Source organism: Acinetobacter sp. S4400-12 (genome assembly GCF_024129495.1).
GTDB lineage: Bacteria > Pseudomonadota > Gammaproteobacteria > Pseudomonadales > Moraxellaceae > Acinetobacter > Acinetobacter lwoffii_C.
In genome coordinates this window covers 16168-33602 of record NZ_JAMXYB010000029.1, presented here as the reverse complement: position 1 = coordinate 33602, position 17435 = coordinate 16168, and the positions used below count along the sequence as shown (strand labels likewise).

20 protein-coding genes and 1 pseudogene are annotated in these 17435 nt (G+C 44.5%); 13 read left to right on the top strand and 8 right to left on the bottom strand.

Going from position 1 to position 17435, the window contains the following annotated elements; translation table 11 throughout:
- Positions 1–110 (top strand): annotated as a pseudogene (locus tag NI461_RS11055) (IS481 family transposase); the annotation flags it as partial.
- A gap of 573 nt (positions 111–683) precedes the next feature.
- Positions 684–1247: an alkyl hydroperoxide reductase subunit C gene (gene ahpC / locus NI461_RS11050; RefSeq protein ID WP_253157317.1), complete on the top strand. Its 564-nt coding sequence runs from the start codon at positions 684–686 to the stop codon at positions 1245–1247.
- Positions 1248–1315: 68 nt separating this feature from the next.
- Here the strand turns inward: ahpC and NI461_RS11045 are convergent, their stop codons facing one another.
- Positions 1316–2239: a LysR substrate-binding domain-containing protein gene (locus NI461_RS11045; RefSeq protein WP_174660423.1), complete on the bottom strand. Its 924-nt coding sequence runs from the start codon at positions 2237–2239 to the stop codon at positions 1316–1318.
- A gap of 142 nt (positions 2240–2381) precedes the next feature.
- Positions 2382–3008, bottom strand: a complete 627-nt coding sequence (ycaC, locus tag NI461_RS11040) for an isochorismate family cysteine hydrolase YcaC (protein WP_253152393.1) — start codon at positions 3006–3008, stop codon at positions 2382–2384.
- A 308-nt stretch (positions 3009–3316) separates the two neighbouring features.
- On the opposite strand from ycaC, the gene NI461_RS11035 reads away from it, so the two are divergent.
- From NI461_RS11035 to NI461_RS11025, 3 genes are all read left to right on the top strand, one after another.
- Complete coding sequence (locus tag NI461_RS11035; RefSeq protein ID WP_151205313.1) at positions 3317–4192, top strand: pirin family protein; 876 nt, start codon at positions 3317–3319, stop codon at positions 4190–4192.
- Positions 4193–4607: 415 nt separating this feature from the next.
- Complete coding sequence (locus NI461_RS11030) at positions 4608–5915, top strand: FAD-dependent oxidoreductase (protein WP_151205312.1); 1308 nt, start codon at positions 4608–4610, stop codon at positions 5913–5915.
- A 1-nt stretch (position 5916) separates the two neighbouring features.
- Complete coding sequence (locus NI461_RS11025; protein WP_151205311.1) at positions 5917–6762, top strand: cyclopropane-fatty-acyl-phospholipid synthase family protein; 846 nt, start codon at positions 5917–5919, stop codon at positions 6760–6762.
- 320 nt (positions 6763–7082) lie between these two features.
- On the opposite strand, the gene NI461_RS11020 is transcribed toward NI461_RS11025, so the two are convergent.
- Positions 7083–8003: a Dyp-type peroxidase gene (locus NI461_RS11020; RefSeq protein WP_151205310.1), complete on the bottom strand. Its 921-nt coding sequence runs from the start codon at positions 8001–8003 to the stop codon at positions 7083–7085.
- Between the two features lie 157 nt (positions 8004–8160).
- Between NI461_RS11020 and NI461_RS11015 the strand changes: the two genes are divergently transcribed.
- Positions 8161–8781, top strand: coding sequence for a LysE family transporter (locus tag NI461_RS11015; RefSeq protein WP_151205309.1), 621 nt, complete (start codon positions 8161–8163; stop codon positions 8779–8781).
- On the opposite strand, the gene NI461_RS11010 is transcribed toward NI461_RS11015, so the two are convergent.
- The 5 genes from NI461_RS11010 to NI461_RS10990 all read right to left on the bottom strand — a co-directional run bounded on the left by NI461_RS11010 (position 8775) and on the right by NI461_RS10990 (position 11900).
- Complete coding sequence (locus NI461_RS11010; RefSeq protein ID WP_227548242.1) at positions 8775–9230, bottom strand: DinB family protein; 456 nt, start codon at positions 9228–9230, stop codon at positions 8775–8777. The two genes, NI461_RS11015 and NI461_RS11010, sit on opposite strands and share 7 nt — an antisense overlap.
- A gap of 118 nt (positions 9231–9348) precedes the next feature.
- A complete protein-coding gene (locus NI461_RS11005; protein WP_151205308.1) occupies positions 9349–9828 on the bottom strand; it encodes a DUF523 domain-containing protein in 480 nt (159 codons plus the stop codon).
- Between the two features lie 6 nt (positions 9829–9834).
- Entirely contained in the window at positions 9835–10635 is an 801-nt protein-coding gene (znuB, locus tag NI461_RS11000) for a zinc ABC transporter permease subunit ZnuB (RefSeq protein WP_151205307.1), read from the bottom strand.
- A gap of 3 nt (positions 10636–10638) precedes the next feature.
- The gene (gene znuC, locus NI461_RS10995) at positions 10639–11430 is read right to left on the bottom strand and encodes a zinc ABC transporter ATP-binding protein ZnuC (protein WP_162850569.1); all 792 of its coding nucleotides are present in this window, start codon (positions 11428–11430) and stop codon (positions 10639–10641) included.
- Positions 11403–11900, bottom strand: coding sequence for a transcriptional repressor (locus NI461_RS10990; RefSeq protein WP_151206868.1), 498 nt, complete (start codon positions 11898–11900; stop codon positions 11403–11405). The genes znuC and NI461_RS10990 overlap by 28 nt, the downstream gene beginning before the upstream one ends.
- A gap of 147 nt (positions 11901–12047) precedes the next feature.
- Here NI461_RS10990 and NI461_RS10985 point away from each other — a divergent pair, with 147 nt between their 5' ends.
- From NI461_RS10985 to atpA, 7 genes are all read left to right on the top strand, one after another.
- Complete coding sequence (locus NI461_RS10985; protein WP_174660421.1) at positions 12048–12881, top strand: zinc ABC transporter substrate-binding protein; 834 nt, start codon at positions 12048–12050, stop codon at positions 12879–12881.
- Between the two features lie 174 nt (positions 12882–13055).
- Entirely contained in the window at positions 13056–13454 is a 399-nt protein-coding gene (locus tag NI461_RS10980; protein ID WP_151204714.1) for an ATP synthase subunit I, read from the top strand.
- 104 nt (positions 13455–13558) lie between these two features.
- A complete protein-coding gene (atpB, locus tag NI461_RS10975; protein WP_151204713.1) occupies positions 13559–14434 on the top strand; it encodes a F0F1 ATP synthase subunit A in 876 nt (291 codons plus the stop codon).
- An 82-nt stretch (positions 14435–14516) separates the two neighbouring features.
- Positions 14517–14762 carry a F0F1 ATP synthase subunit C gene (gene atpE / locus NI461_RS10970; protein WP_000424060.1) on the top strand — a complete coding sequence of 82 codons (246 nt, stop codon included), beginning with the start codon at positions 14517–14519 and terminating at the stop codon, positions 14760–14762.
- A gap of 39 nt (positions 14763–14801) precedes the next feature.
- The gene (locus NI461_RS10965) at positions 14802–15272 is read left to right on the top strand and encodes a F0F1 ATP synthase subunit B (RefSeq protein ID WP_151204712.1); all 471 of its coding nucleotides are present in this window, start codon (positions 14802–14804) and stop codon (positions 15270–15272) included.
- Between the two features lie 12 nt (positions 15273–15284).
- Entirely contained in the window at positions 15285–15821 is a 537-nt protein-coding gene (locus tag NI461_RS10960; protein WP_151204711.1) for a F0F1 ATP synthase subunit delta, read from the top strand.
- A gap of 46 nt (positions 15822–15867) precedes the next feature.
- Positions 15868–17412, top strand: coding sequence for a F0F1 ATP synthase subunit alpha (gene atpA, locus NI461_RS10955; protein WP_151204710.1), 1545 nt, complete (start codon positions 15868–15870; stop codon positions 17410–17412).
- Positions 17413–17435 lie beyond the last annotated feature (23 nt).

The window sequence follows — 17435 nt, the reverse complement described above, 5'->3', positions numbered from 1 at the left end:
ATAATACTGAACGGACTCATCAAGGAAAAATGTGCTGTGGTCGTACACCACTTGAAACTTTACTTGATGGAAAACGGATTTGGGCTGAGAAGAATTTAGCTCAAATTTAACCTGACAGGCACAATAAAAAATGGGTAACTGTCAGATCAGGTTTGAGCTAGTACAAGATCGTTTAGCTCAGGCTTACGTTCCACTTTAATATATTTGTTTTCATAACTTATTAGTTATCAGCAAATTTTTAGTGAAATAAGAAAGTGTAAATTTTTAAGCAATTTCTCATTGAATTTTTACAAAATACATCACATAATGATATAAGTTAATGAAATATATGTATTAATCTTATTTTGGTGTGTATATCCATTTTAGTACTGAAAACCGGTAGATGATCCGCTTAAAAGCCTGCCAATCTGGCGGGCTTTTTTATTCAGGTGGAGAGTCGCTCACAGGCCTGGCCTTAAAAATAAAACTTTCCAAAGAAGGCGTATAATTTAAATAGCTTCCCGTACAAAGCTGAGATTCTGTATCATTGAAGAAATAAATAAAAATTGAATATGCAATAGAAAATTTTAATCCAAAAATCCGATAGTTTTTATGAAAATTTACGGTTTTTCCTATTGATTGGTTTTCTGTATTCTAGCTGTATCGAATGAATACACAATTTTAGCAATAGATAGGAAAATCGAATGAGCTTAATCAATACTGAAATCAAAGCATTCAAGGCCACTGCTTATCACAACGGCCAGTTTGTTGAAGTGTCTGAGCAGGACATGAAAGGAAAATGGTCCGTGGTCTTTTTTTATCCTGCAGACTTTACCTTTGTGTGTCCAACCGAATTAGGTGATCTGGCGGATAACTATGCTGAATTCCAGAAGCTGGCTGTGGAAATCTATGGCGTATCTACCGATACTCATTTTACTCATAAAGCCTGGCATGATACTTCGGATGTGATTGGTAAAATCCAGTATCCATTAATTGGCGATCCAACCTGGACCTTGTCTAAAAATTTCGATGTGCTGATTGAAGCTGAAGGCCTGGCAGATCGGGGTACTTTTGTGATCGATCCGGAAGGTAAAATTCAGATCGTTGAGATCAATGCCGGTGGCATTGGCCGTGATGCCCAGGAACTGCTGCGTAAGATCAAAGCAGCACAATATGTGTATGCCCATCCCGGTGAGGTATGTCCTGCGAAGTGGAAAGAAGGTGAAGAGACACTGGCTCCTTCAATTGACCTGGTCGGTAAAATCTAATCAATTCGATCTAACTGCCAAGATCCAGCCCCTACAGGCTGGATTTTTTTATTTAGGCTGTAAAAGACTCAGCTTATATAGCCGTTATGCTGGGTGGCGGTAGTCCTTAAACCCTGTATCAGATGTTCGATTAGCTTTTCCATTACCAGACGTTGTCCTTTGCGTGAGGCATAGACCAGTTGTACGGTGCCCATATTGGAACACCATTCGGGCAAAATATGTATCAGGCGGCCTGCCTGTATATCTTTTTCAACGGTTAAATAAGGCAGGTCGGCAATTCCCAAGCCATCCATCACCGAATAATATACTCCGGCTAAATCATTGCTTTTAATACGTGGCTGTAAGGGGATTTCGATTTGTTCATGACCGCTGATATGCTGTAAAAGCCAAGAATGGTGTGGTTTTTGTGTGCCCAGAACGATGGTTGGAAATTGATGCAGATCTGCCGGAGACTCAATCTGGCGGTTCTTTAGCAGACTTGGGCTGGCGATTAAACAGTGCGTGGTTTTAATCACATCACGAACCACAATGCTGGAGTCTTCATTCGCCTGAAAGTTGGTACGAATTGCCAGATCAATATCATCATGCAGCACATCGACACGCCGGCTGGTCAGCTCCATTTCTACTTGAACTTGAGGATAGGTCTGCAAAAAATCATTTAATAAGCTGCGCACCTGATAGTGCATCATGAGTGACGGGCAGCTGAGCTTGATCAGGCCTTGCGGTTCGCTCCTCTGTTTCAGCAGGACACTGTGCGCGCATTCGACCTGATGAATGATCTTTTCACATTCCTGAAAGAATTCCTGACCTAAGGGCGTAACTTTAAAATGGCGTGTGGAACGCTGGATTAAGGTGACATTGAATTGTGCTTCAAGGTCCAGAATACGCCGGCTGAGTTTGGACTTGGTGATATTGGCGGCTTCACTGGCTGCACTAAAGCCGCCATGTTTCACGACCAGATAAAAATAATAATAGTCATCAAATGAATGCATGTATTAGCCCGGCATATTGAATTCATCTCAAAGTTATAGCATAGGATAAATCAGACCAATTCCCAAAGCATCTCTTCTGAACGGAGCAAGGGTCAGTGGGTTTAAAAGCAGCCCGAAGGCCGCTTTTAAGTACTCGATGGGATTATTTTTCTGCAATATTCTGGTTATAGCTGTTGATGAGGTTGCGATAGTCAGGAATATGGTTGCCAAATAAAGCCCCCAAACCTTCAATATCGTTACGCCAGTCACGGTGCAATTCACATGCAGTACCGAACCAGGTCATAAGCTGTGCACCTGCCTGAGACATACGATCCCAAGCAGAATCACGGGTAAGATGGTTAAATGTACCCGAAGCATCTGTGACGACAAAAACCTCAAAGTCTTCTGCGAGTGCTGAAAGCGTAGGAAAAGCCACACATACTTCAGTGACTACGCCTGCAATGATCAGTTGTTTTTTTCCGGTTGCTTTAACCGCTTTCACGAAGTCTTCATTATCCCAGGCATTGATTTGGCCAGGACGGGCGATATACGGGGCATCTGGGAACATTTCTTTCAGTTCCGGGACCAAAGGACCATTCGGGCCTTGTTCAAAACTGGTGGTTAAAATAGTAGGAAGATTAAAGTATTTTGCAGCGGCAGCCAGTGCCAGCACGTTGTTTTTAAATTTGTCCGGATCAATGTCACGCACCAGAGAGAGCAGACCGGTTTGATGATCTACTAACAGAACAGCTGCATTGTCTTTGTCTAAACGTACATAGGGCTTAGCCATTTTTATACTCCTCGTTATTCAGTATTGGAGACACCGGCTTGAGCTATGTATTGCCGACGTCCCTGAGCTCCATAATAGTCATGAAAATGAGACAAAATAAGCCCAGGTTACAGGAAGCTTAATCTTGAAAATAGGACAAAGCCTAATTTCTATTGTTTTTAAAGACTTATAGAAAGTTTTTTTAGCGGTTTAAAGATATTACTGTCCTATATTTGGAATACTGAATATTAATCTTACTCTATCTTGGGCGCAGGCGAATGCTTAAAATAAGCATATGTTTATCCTATCGTCTATATAGGAGTGAAAAGATGAAAAAAGTGATCGGTGTCTACCGTAACCAGCACATGCACTGGGTAGGTGACGGCTTTCCAGTCAAAAACCTGTTTTCTTATGACCGCTTAGGTCAGGCCATCAGCCCATTTTTATTACTGGACTATGCTGCGCCTTACCATTTTGATCCCGCGACGGTACAGCGCGGTGTAGGTTCACATCCACATCGTGGCTTTGAAACGGTGACCCTGGCTTATCAGGGTGAGGTCACACATCAGGACTCCAGTGGTGGTGGCGGCACGATTCAGGCAGGCGATGTGCAATGGATGACTGCAGGTGCAGGTGTGATTCATGAGGAATTTCATTCTCCAGACTTTGCCCGGCAGGGTGGCCTGTTTGAAATGGTACAGCTTTGGGTGAACTTGCCAGCCAAGGACAAGATGACTGCGCCGGCTTATCAGGCGATCACCAAAGCAGAGATTCCACGCATTGAAATGGACCATGAGGCCGGGCATATCCGGGTGATTGCAGGAGAATATGGAGGACATCATGGTCCTGCCCAAACTTTCAGCCCGGTTAATGTATGGGATGGGGAGCTAAAAGCAGAATATGAAACCTTCCTCGATGTACCCGCACACCATACCACTCTACTGGTGTTGTTAAAGGGGGAGTTGGTGGTGAATGGCGCGCAAAAAGTGCTGGACAGTTCCATTGTTATGTTTGCCCGTGACAGTGATTCTGTGATTCAGTTACAGGCCTATCAGGACAGCCAGTTTGTGCTGCTCAGTGGTGAACCGCTCAATGAGCCAATCCAGGGGCATGGTCCATTTGTAATGAATAATAAAGCTGAAATTATTCAAGCCTTTGAAGATTTCAATCAGGGCCGCTTTGGTAAAATTCCCGTGAAGAGCTAAAGATATTTCAGTCCAGAAAACAAAGAAGCCTCTGCTTTTGCAGAGGCTTTGATCTTTTTATGCGCTGTAGTTTTTATTGTTTTGAGTGATTTTCTTATAAATCCATCTTGATACTTCTGGATGAATTTATAGTTTTATAATGGCTACATTATACACTTAGCGGATTTTTTGTAAACCGGTTGTTAAAATAATGGTTAAAAAAAACATATGTTTTTAAATATTTTTTTCTTATAACTAAATTAAAAATAAAGATAACCAGTCGTATTTTAAAAATTATTCCAAGGTGCTGAGCGGGATAAAAAATCATGGAAATTTCTGTTAATAGAGGTTTACGAAAAAAAAATATTCTGGAAGATTTTAATAACCTGTTTGCCGGGTGCATGGTTCATAATTTCTTTCAGTTTTTCAATGACGGATGATCAGCTTGGATATCGCAGTAATTGGTAGTGGCATGGCCGGACTGGCTACAGCCAGAATTCTTCAGGACGCAGGACATCATATCACCATCTTTGAAGCGCTTCAGGGTCGCGGCATGGACAGCCATAGCCTCGAGTTTGAAGGTGGCTTGATTGATGCCCCTTTACGTGTGATGAATCCTTATCTGTGGAAGAATACGCTGAGCCTGGCCACTCATCTGGGCATTAAAACCTATCCGGTACGTACCTACATGGCCTGTAGCTGGTTATTTGAAGACCGGACCGAAACCTGGCTAACCACTTCACGCAGCCGAATTGGCAATATTCCAATTATCAATAACCGTAAAGGGATCCAGCAATATGGCTGGCGACTGGTCAAAGGCCTGTTGCAACTCAAAACAGCGCTGACGAAATTTTTTAAATCCGATCATCAGGACATCAGCCTGGCAGAATTTATTAACCGTAACGAAATCGAGGAAGTATTCTGGCATGGTGCGGTGATGCCGGTACTGTATACCATCTGTACCTGTAATCCGAAAACCATCGGAGAATGGCCAGCCAAACCTTTACTCACCTTCCTGCGTCAGTTGACCGATGGGGATGCCTTGCTGCGTCTACAGGGCGGCACGCCAGCGCTGGTCGATAAACTGATTGAAGGCATTGAAATCGAAAGCGGCGCACGGATTGTGTCTATCAAGCAGCAGGATGACAAGGTACTGGTAGAGAATTCGGCCAGTCTGGTAAAAAGTTTTGACCGGGTGGTGGTGGCAACACCCACCGTGCATATTGAAGAATTTCTCGATCAGTCACAATTCAAAGATGACATTGCGCTGTTAAAGAAATTTAAGTTTGAACAGGGTGAGCTGGTAATTCATAGCGATAGCAGCGTGATGCCGCCGAAGCGTAAAGACTGGGCTGTACTGAGCTATATGATGGACCGTAAGTTCACCCGTCAGCAGTTTACCATCTGGCTGAATGCCATTGAACCGACCCTGGTGGGTAAGTCTCCGGTATTTCAGACCTGGCGTCCAGTCACTGACATTGATCCGAAAAAAATCATTTCTTCGGTGAAGCTGACCCGTGCGGTGGTAGATGCCAATACGGTCGCCCTAAATCAGGAATTACAGCAACGCCATCTGGAATTGAACCGTAAAGTCTTCTTCTGTGGTTCCTGGTCATGCGACGGCTTGCCGATTTTGGAATCGGCCGTAACTTCGGCAATGAAAATTGCAGAAATTCTGGGTGCGCCGTTGCCATTTAAAGGACTCAAACCTAAAGTAGAGGTTGCTCCACAACTCGGTTACTAAAATGAAATGGCTCCAGCGACTGCGTCAAGCTATTCCTCAACATAAATATGCCATTCAGGCAACATTGTTGGGAGATCAGGCACAGTTGCCCTGGAGCAATTTGGGATATTGGCAGGCAGGTGAGCAGGATTATGTCACGGCCTGCCGTCATCTGGCTGACCATCTGGCGCAAGCCGTCCATTTAAATTCAAAAGATAAATTACTTGATTTGGGCTGTGGTCAGGGAGCCAGTTTGCTGCATTGGCAACAGCAGTATCAGGTCCAGTATCTGGCAGGTGTCGAGTTACAGCCTGCTTATGTCAGCAATATTCGACAGCATCTTCCCGAGCTAAATGCTATTTATCAGACATCTTTTCTGCATTTAAAAGACATGCAATTGCCCCAGCGTTTTGATGTCGTGCTTAGTCTGGATGCGGCCTATCATAGCCCTGTGCCGTTATTCCTGGCGCAGCTTCGCAATGTTTTGAATTCAAATGCACGAATCGGTTTTCATCATCTGGTCCTGACCAAAAACTGGGAATATTTAAGTCCATTTAAACAACGTCAATATCAGCTGCTGCTTAAATCTGCTGATGTGAATTTAAACGACTTAATGAGTGTAGAGGTCCTACAGGACTGTCTAACCCAATTTGAATTTAAAAATATTCAGATTGAAGATCTGACTGAAGCCGTATTTTCAGGCTTTGCGAATTATGTTGAAACAACTTTAAATTCAAACAAATCCAAACCAAACATTAAAGCGCAAGTGCTGGATGATTTTAAAATTCAGATGACTGCGAAGCTTTGCGCTAAGCTTTATCAGGACGGCGTGGTGCGGTATGTACAAGTGACTGCACAAGCAGTTTAAGGCATGCGTACAGGAAAATGAAAGCTTTAGAAACATCAAAGCCTCACTAAAGAGCGAGGCTAAGAAAAGATCCCATTCTCAAACGTTTGTTGCTGTATTTTAAAAAATTCCAATAGGTTGCTTCAAATTTCTGAAAAAATCATCAATGATGCAGAAGAAATATGTGAAATGGAACATGGTGGCTGAAGGCGTAGGTGGTGTGGTAACTCCCTAATGGTTTTCAGCCACCTTTTTTTTAAGTGAATTTCTTATCTGCGATTCAGGTTATTTAATTAATTCAAATATTTATAAAAATCAGACCTACGCCGGCTTTTTTATTCTTACCCTTCCAACACCTCTTCCAGCAACTCCTCACTCGGTGCAAAGTAATAGGCGCCATCCATTGGAGTTACAAAATGTAGCAAGCGGTCATGGATTCCATCGCCAGAGGTACCGAACATGCGCTCTAACATGGCATCAATAATGGTTAAGTCTTTGGTATAGGCAATAAAGAATAGACCTTGGTCACCACGGCCATCACCATAAGGTAGAGAATGACGCAGAATTTCCATTTCCTCACCTTCCTCATCTTCCACTACAGTACGTGCAACGTGCGCATTTTCAGGTTTTACCTCATCCTCCAGTTCGATGGATTCCAGTTTACTACGACCCATCACTTGTTCTTGGGCATCAACTTTTAACTTTTTCCATTTTTCCAGATCATGTGCATAACGCTGTGCGAAAATGAATGAACCGTCCTGGAAAATGCCTGCATCTTCACCGAGTAAAGCGACCTCAGCACGGTCATCAGGAAATTGCGGGTTCTCTGTCCCATCAATAAAACCGGTAATATCACGGCCATCAAAATAACGGAAGCAGACACGCTCATCCAGAACATGAACTTTGTCACGGATGCCTTCAAAAAAAGCCTGGCTTAAAGCGAAACAGATATCTGCGCGTGCACTGGCGATATGAATCAGAACATCTGCAGGTACGACTGGCATGTCAAATGAACCCTGAATCGGCTCAAGCTGTTGAAAGCCGGCAGGGCTTTGTGAATAAAGTCGTGACCAAAGCTCAGGGCCAAAAGCGACTGCGGTTTTAATTTGTGCTTGAGGATGCTGGGTAATCAAACGGTCACGGGTACTAAATAACAGTTCTAATTGTTGTTTAAGTTCTTCAAGGCTTAAATCTTGCAGACGTAGCACAATAAAACGAGCATGATCTGAGGGTAATGGCAAAATTACAGATTGGGCAGACATTCATGAATCCTGTAATAAATTTCTGTTTTTCAATCAAACTATTGTGCCTGAATCGCTACAGAGTGAATAGTATTCGACTTGAATTTCACCAGGATTTTGACCTGAAGATATTGGAAAAGTCATATAATACTCGGCAAAACTGCTACTGAGCTATGTCATGTCCTATCAAGTTTGGTTTGCCTATATGTTGGCCTGCTGGGTGATTAGTATTTCACCGGGTGCGGGTGCAATTGCGTCCATGTCGAGTGGCTTGAATTATGGCTTTCGTCAGGGATACTGGAATGCGCTGGGCCTACAGCTGGCCTTGCTGGTACAAATTGCAATTGTAGCAGCCGGGGCAGGAGTGCTTTTTGCCACAACACCTTGGGCATTTTTGCTGGTGAAATGGTTTGGAGTTATCTATTTACTTTATCTGGCTTTTTTACAATGGAAAGCACCAGTGCAATCTATCCAGATTCAGCATGAACTGGCCCGTAAATCAGCCGGAAAATTGCTGTTAAACGGTTTCTTGGTCAATCTGAGTAATCCCAAAGCGATTGTATTTTTGCTGGCTGTATTGCCGCAGTTTCTGGATCTGTCCAAACCGCAATGGATTCAGTATGTAATTATGGCCGCAACCATGATTATCATTGATCTGATTGTGATGGCCGGTTATACCGGACTTGCTGCCAAAGTTTTACGCTTACTTAGTTCAGCGAAACAGCAAAAGGTGATGAATCGGAGTTTTGCGGTCTTATTTGCGGGCGCGGCATTTTTATTAAGTCTGGTACATCAATGAGTTGAGGGGTTTTGCTTATCTAGAAGCATATATATCATGTCCAGTTCAGGCGAGGCGTAGTCTAGCATTATGAGGGCAGCAGTGATTTGCCCACGGTGATGGGTGGCATGATTAAAAACGTGTATTAATGTGGCAGCATAAGGAAGTTGCAGAGCTTGGCCACGCGAGCTTCGATAGCTGATTAAGCTATTTAAAAGGTCTTGATTTAAAGCAGTGCCTAAGCTTTGCCATTGCAGACAGCTTTGATTGAGTCGTTTGAGCAAGGCCGTACGATCTGGTTCAAGAATATGATTTAAAGGTAGTATCGGTGAAAACCCGTGATAGAAACGGGAAAACCATAAGTGGTCAGCCAGCAATAAATGATTGAAAGTACCGGAAATGCTTTGAAAAAATAGACCGCAGTCCTTACAGAAGTCCTCATCAGAGAGAGGTTCAAGTGCTGCCGTCAGACGTTGAGTCGCCTAAATATGGTAGCGTGTCAAAAGATCAATGGTCTGGATATTCATCAATAAGCTGTTGTTTTTAGAATGGCTGAGTATAGGGCTTCTCGGACAGCGATCAAAAAATTCAAGAATTCAAACTGGATAAATTTGCTAGAAACTCTTCCTCTGTGATGACCTTTATACCATGCTGCTTAAATAAGGCTGCGGTAACCCCATCTCCCTGAATTTTATTTCCCGTAAACGAACCATCATAAATCAGATGGCTACCACATGAAGGGCTGTTGGCTTTTAAAATCGCGTCTGTAACCTGAAAATCCTGCGCAACTTTTAAGGCCGCATAAGCACCCTGTATAAAGGCCTGTGATACATCTTCTCCCTCTCTATCCAAGACCGATGCCTGCTGATGAAGTACATCCAGTCCAGAACCCTGTTGAATTTCAGCGGGCGGGCGTGGAATGGCCAAGCCGCCATGAACTTCTGGGCATAAGCTGACATATTGCTGAGCAAGGAGCTGCTCAACGATTTCTTTGATTAGACAGTCTTGTCCATCATAACGAACTTTCTGGCCAAGCAGACAGGCACTGATAAAGTAACGCTTCGTCATGGCAGCCTAGTTTGATTTTCTAACTTTTTGTAGGGTAAATATAAGGGCAAATAACATGGCCATGGTCAGGACAATGGTTAAGCCGGTCGAAGTATTTAAGCCGGCACTTGACCACAGCCCAACCGTCACGCCAATCTGTGCAATCACAAAAGCCCAGATCACCATCTGTTTGGGAGAATGAGCTAACAGTCGGGCAGTTAAGGCTGGAATGACCAGCAATGCACCCATCAGTAAGGAGCCTACTGCACGCAGCGCGAGTACGGTAAATAAAGCCAAGAGCAGCATAAAGATCAGGCGCTGCCATTTGGCATTCACCCCTTCACTGACTGCCATATCCGGATCAATCGCGATCTGGATCTGTGCCTGCCAGTTTTTATAGAGCACCGCCAGGGCCAGAATAATGACCGCTGCAAAGGTCGGTAAATCTGCCCATGAAATGGTAAGTAGATCACCAAATAAATAGCTGAGTAGTTCCGGTCTTAAACTGGGTAAATGCTGGATAAACAGCAGACCTGAACAGAGCAAAGTCGCCGAACACAGGGCCAGCAAAGCATCATTCGGCAGGCGTGGGTCATGCAATATCCAGAGAATAGCCACCAGCAGTAAAGCCAGAAAGGTTACACCGATCCAGAGCGGTAAGCTTAAGGCCCCCGCGATCGCCACACCGAGCAAAGTCCCATGTGCCATGGTATCAGCGAAAAAGGACATACGGCGCCACAACATCAGGCAGCCAAGTGGGGCTGTGAGGAACACGAGGAGCGTTCCCATGATCCAGGCAGGTAAAAGGAGGTCTAGCCAGTCCATCATGGTTTAAGCTTCCGGCTCGGGGTGAATATGTGGACGAGGGTCCTGTTGGCAGGGGATGGCCGAATCACCATGCGCGCAGTGCTCGTGATGGTGTTGATAGAATACCCGGTTACTACCAAAAATGGCCTGGTATTCAGGGTGCTGCTGTACCGTGTCTGGAGAGCCGCTACAGCAAATATGTTTATTTAAACAGACGACACGCGTGGTCCCTTGCATCACCCATTGTAAGTCATGCGACACCATCAAAATGGCACAGCCATATTTTTCTGGCAGACTGCGTACATAGTCATACAGTTCTGCTTCAGACTGAATGTCCAAACCTTGCATCGGTTCATCTAAAACCAGAATATCCGGTTGGCGCAGCAGGGCGCGTGCCAGTAATACACGTTGCCGTTCCCCACCTGACAATTGCTGCACCTTGGAATTTTCCAGCTTGCTGATGCCTGTATCACGAATAATTTCTGCTTTAACTTTGGCTGGACATTTTTCTAGAGCCAGTAAATCTTTGACACGTAAAGGCAGACTGTGCGATGGATTGAATTTTTGTGGTACATAGGCAAATTTTAAGCTCCGGCTGCTCAGTACCTTACCGGATTGTGGTTTTACAATTCCGAGCATGACTTTAATTAAGGTAGATTTACCTGCACCATTCGGACCAATCAGCGTGACAATTTCTCTCTCTTGTAAAGAAAAGTCTACGGCTTTTAAAATGTCGCGCTCATCAATATTGACCCAAATATTCGAAAGTTGGATCAGAGGATCGGAGCTCATGCTTTGTTCTGGCACTGCTGACAGGTTCCTGAAATCTCGATAATACTGTGGTGTGAGCTAAAACCATCAGAGGCGGCCAGAGCATCTAGCTGATTCAGCAGATCCTGTGCAGAAGCTTCTTTGACGGCCTTACACGCCGTACAAATTAAAAAGGCAGCCTGGTGACCTTCACGCGGATGACAGCAGGGAATATAGGCATTAATAGAAGTCAGGCGATGAATAAAGCCTTTTTCTAATAGAAAGTCGAGGGTACGATAGACGGTAGGCGGTGCAGCAGGACGGTCACTGGCATTTTTCATTTGTGCCAGTAGATCATAGGCGCCCATAGGGCCGCTCGCCTTCAGGATGAGTTCCAGCACTTCTTTGCGCAGCGGCGTCAGTCGTGCTCCAGTTGCTGCACAAATACTTTCCGCTTCTGCAAGACGGCGCTCGACATTTGAATGATCGTGCACGCCATGCAATGCGTTGTGGTGCTCGTGCGAACATGAACCCATAGTTCACCTCAAGTGCGAAACTGAAAATTAAAAAGATTTCAAATCTTAGCATGAAGTACCTGGAGTTTCGATCAGGCATAGGTATTTTTGCTATTTTGTTATATTATAACACTTAACAATTTCCTCGTTTTTAGGTGAGTTCTACTCATGTTCCGTTTCCTTGCCCTGTGTAGTCTGGCTTTATTCAGCACATTCAGCTGGTCACAAAGTCTGGTGGTTTCGACGCAGCCCATTTATCTGATTGCCAAGAAAATTACCCAGGGGGCGGAGCAGCCAACCTTATTACTGGCCAATCAAAGTGGTCATGATGTCAGTCTGACTCCGGCACACCGTAAAACCATTCAAGATGCCGGACTGGTGATCTGGCTGGGACAGGCCCATGAAGCGCCGCTGTCCAAAGTGCTGGACAATAAAAAAAGTATCGCTCTTTTGGAATCAGGGATCCTGAGTATCTTGCCGATGCGTAATCCTAAAGGTGCTGCCTTAAAGGAGACGGTCGATACCCATGTCTGGCTGGATCCGAATAATGCAGTCCGTATCGGTTTCTTTATTGCGGCCTTGCGTTCCCAGCAATTACCGCAATATCGTGAAATTTACTGGAACAATGCACGTGACTTTGCGCAAAACATGTTGGCCACAGCCCAGCGTTACCACTCTGTCAGCAAAGCCCGTCCTTATTGGGCCTATCACGATGCCTATCAGTATCTGGAACGTCCGCTGAACCTCAAGTTCATGGGCGCCATGACCGATGATCCGCATGTGGCACCGACCATGGCACAGATCAAGTTCCTGCATGATCACCGTCCACAACCCAAAATGTGCCTGCTGGCCGAAGCACATGCCGGAAAAAGTCAGTACCGTAAACTCCAGCCAATTGTCTTTCAGACGGTGGATGAAAGCATGAATGGGGTAGGGGACTTTATACAGGGCTGGCAGAAATTGGCTGGACAAACCCAGAACTGCGTGTTAAGTGCGCGCTAATGATTTAAAAAATAGACAAGTTTTGATTAGTTTGCCAGCATTTGGCCTGTGGAAAAAAACACGACTAAGGTCGGGAAAAGATTGCATGTTCAGGGGTGTAACTCTATAATGCCTGCGATTAAAAATAATCATCAGCTAAACTTGTCAAGCATGCTTGCAGTGAGTGAATAAATAATGAGCCGAACTAGTCGCTTGATTGACCGACGATTAGCGAAAGCTTTAGTCCTCTTACAAGCGTGTATGATCCCTGTTTCAGCCTTGATCGGCTGGGTCGTGAAAGACTCAACCGCAGCCTTGAGTGCCGCTTTAGGGGCGTTCGTCTGTTGGCTTGCGACCTGTTATTTTTCATGGCAATCGTTTCGGACAGCGGGAGCTCGTGCCTCTAAACAGGTTCTTTCGAACATGTATAAAGGTATGATGGGCAAGTTTGCAATCGTGATTGTTGGCTTCATTTTAATTTTAGGCAATGTTAAGCCGTTGTCAGCGGTGGCGTTGTTTTGTGGTTTTATGCTCGTTCAGGCCATGTCGTGGGTCGCTCCGTTTTGGGTGTCACGTCTACAAAAACGAGTTTAAGCACAACAAAAAATTGAAAAGTTTTTTTTGAGCAGGCGAGATATCAAGCAGCACGCGATGTTCGCTTGTTCTATTAGTTTTTTGACATTGACCAGGTGTGATTTATGGCTGCTGAAGAACATGCCCTTACTTCGACCGAGTATATCAAGCATCACTTGACCAATATGACCTACGGCAAAATGCCGGACGGTACATGGAAGTTGGCCGAGAGCGGTGCTGAAGCTCAACAGATGGGGTTCACTGCTATTCACTTGGATTCAATGGGTTGGTCTATCGGGCTGGGTCTGATTTTCTGTTTGCTGTTCTGGGTCGTGGCGAAAGCTGCAAACTCTGGTGTTCCGACCAAGTTCCAGTCTGCAATTGAAATGATTATCGAGTTTGTAGATTCAAGTGTACGTGACACCTTCCACGGTAAGTCACGTCTGATTGCACCATTGGCATTAACTATTTTCGTGTGGATTTTCCTCATGAACTTGATGGACTTAATCCCTGTTGACTTTATTCCTTATACAGCTCAGCAGTTGATTGGTTCGATGCTTGGTGTAGATCCTCATCAAGTTTACTTTAAGATTGTTCCGACTACAGATCCAAACGTTACCTTAGGTATGTCAATTTCTGTATTCTTCCTGATCTTATTCTACAGTATCCGCGAAAAGGGTATTGGAGGCTTTGTTGGTGAGTTGGCACTGAATCCGTTCAATCCAAAGAATCCAGTTGCTAAAGTGCTTTTAATTCCATTCAACTTGTTGCTGGAATTAACCACTTTCTTGGCGAGACCAGTTTCATTGGCTCTACGACTGTTCGGTAACATGTATGCGGGTGAGTTGATCTTCATCTTGATCGCATTATTACCGTTCTGGATCCAGTGGGCATTGTCTGTGCCTTGGGCGATTTTCCATATTCTGATTATCACCCTGCAAGCATTTATCTTTATGATGCTAACCATTGTTTATCTAAGCATGGCAAGCGAAAAGCATTAATGTTAATTGCCTAACTGTCATAAGATGGTTAGGTACAATTTTTAATTTAATTGGGTATAAACCTAACCTCTGAGGAATTATCATGGAACTCACTTTAGGTCTAGTTGCAATTGCATCTGCTATTTTGATCGCTTTCGGTGCTTTAGGTACTGCGATTGGTTTTGGTCTTCTAGGCGGCCGCTTCCTTGAAGCAGTAGCTCGTCAACCAGAATTGGCTCCACAGCTTCAAACTCGTATGTTCTTAATCGCGGGTCTTCTTGATGCTGTACCTATGATCGGTGTTGGTATTGGCTTGTTCTTCATCTTCGCTAATCCATTTGTAGGTTAATCAGCTTAATTCCGAAATTCACTATTTGAGGAATTTGCAATGAATATCAACCTCACATTGTTTGGCCAAGCGATTGCGTTTGCGATTTTTGTCGCATTCTGCATGAAATTCGTTTGGCCACCACTAATCAATGCGATTAGTGAACGTCAGCGTAAAATTGCTGATGGCTTAAATGCTGCTGAAAAAGCGAAAGCTGACCTTGCAGACGCGCAAGCACAAGTGAAAGCTGAGTTAGATGCAGCAAAGGCACAAGCGGCTCAATTGATCGAACAAGCGAACCGTCGTGCAGCGCAATTGGTAGAAGAAGCTCGTACCCAAGCATCTGCGGAAGGTGAGCGTATTCGTCAACAAGCAAAAGAAGCTGTTGATACAGAAATCAATTCTGCTCGCGAAGAATTACGTCAACAAGTTGCTGCTCTTGCAGTGACGGGTGCAGAGAAAATTCTGAGCCAACAAGTTGATGCAGAAGCTCACAATGCCATGCTGACTCAGCTGGCTGCTAAACTTTAAGAGAGGCGGATTATGGCTGAACTCTTGACGTTGGCACGCCCTTACGCTAAGGCAGCATTTGCTTATGCTTCTGAGCAGAGTGCAACTGACTCATGGTCAACTGTACTTGAAGTGCTCAGTGCTGCGGTGCAAGACGAAGCATTTTCAGCTTATCTAAATCGCCCTGAGCTTACACCTGCCGAGCAGGTGGCTCTTTTTGCTAAAATTTTAGGTGAAGATCAGACCGCAGCAGTGTCTAACTTTTTGACATTGCTTGCAGAAAATGACCGTCTGACTCTGCTTCCTGAAATTGCTGCAGAATATGAACAGCTCAAATCACAGAATAACAATACTGTGGATGTTGTAATTGAATCAGCATTCCCATTAACTTCTGTACAAGAACAAACGTTAGCGCAAGCGCTCGAGAAAAAATTCGAAGCTGCGGTAAATGTTTCTGTAGAAGTAAAACCAGAGCTTATTGCTGGTGTAGTTATTCGTGCAGGCGACCAAGTGATAGATGATTCTGCGCTTAACAAGCTTGAAAAAATGCGTACTCGTCTTCTGGCTTAATTGCATATAAGAAGACTGAACTTTAAAAAGATTGAGGTATAGCGCAATGCAACAACTGAATCCATCCGAGATCAGTGCGCTCATTAAACAGCGTATCGGCGATCTGGACACCAGCGCGACCGCTAAGAACGAAGGAACCATTGTTATGGTTTCCGACGGTATTGTGCGTATTCACGGCCTTGCTGATGCAATGTACGGTGAAATGATCGAATTCGACGGCGGCTTATACGGTATGGCACTGAACCTAGAACAGGATTCAGTGGGCGTCGTTGTTTTAGGTAACTACTTAAGCCTTCAAGAAGGCCAAAAAGCGCGTTGTACAGGTCGCGTATTAGAAGTTCCGGTTGGTCCTGAACTTCTAGGCCGTGTTGTCGATGCTTTGGGTAACCCGATTGATGGTAAAGGCCCGATCGATGCGAAATTAACTGATGCAGTAGAAAAAGTTGCACCAGGCGTAATTTGGCGTCAATCAGTGGATCAGCCTGTACAAACTGGTTATAAATCAGTAGATACAATGATTCCAATCGGCCGTGGTCAGCGTGAGTTGATCATTGGTGACCGTCAGACTGGTAAAACAGCTATGGCGATCGATGCGATCATCGCTCAGAAAAACTCTGGCATTAAATGTATCTATGTAGCAATCGGTCAGAAACAATCGACGATTGCCAACGTAGTACGCAAGCTGGAAGAAACTGGCGCGATGGCGTATACCACTGTTGTAGCAGCTGCTGCAGCTGATCCAGCAGCAATGCTGTATCTGGCTCCGTACTCTGGCTGTACAATGGGTGAATACTTCCGTGACCGCGGTGAAGATGCACTGATCATCTATGATGACTTGTCTAAGCAAGCAGTGGCTTACCGTCAAATCTCATTGCTTCTTCGTCGTCCGCCAGGTCGTGAAGCATATCCAGGTGACGTGTTCTATCTACACTCGCGTCTACTTGAACGTGCTTCTCGTGTATCTGCTGACTATGTTGAGAAATTCACTAATGGTGAAGTTAAAGGCCAGACTGGTTCTCTAACTGCATTGCCAATTATTGAAACTCAAGCAGGTGACGTATCTGCATTCGTACCGACAAACGTAATTTCGATTACTGATGGTCAGATCTTCCTTGAAACATCTCTGTTCAACTCAGGTATCCGTCCTGCTGTGAACGCGGGTATCTCTGTATCTCGTGTAGGTGGTTCAGCGCAAACTAAGATCATCAAGAAATTGTCTGGTGGTATCCGTACCGCTTTAGCACAATACCGTGAATTGGCAGCGTTTGCTCAGTTCGCTTCTGACCTTGACGAAGCAACTCGTAAGCAACTTGAACATGGTCAACGTGTAACTGAGTTAATGAAGCAAAAACAATATGCTCCATACTCAATTGCTGACCAGGCTGTTTCAATTTATGCCTCTAACGAAGGCTACATGGCTGATGTTGAAGTGAAGAAAATCGTAGACTTTGATGCTGCGTTAATTTCTTACTTCCGTTCAGAGCATGCTGCGTTAATGCAAAAAATCGATGACACTGGTGATTATAACAAAGACATCGAAGCTGCAATCAAAGCAGGTATTGAAAGCTTTAAAGCGACTCAAACTTACTAATTTTCAACCTTGTTGAATTTAGT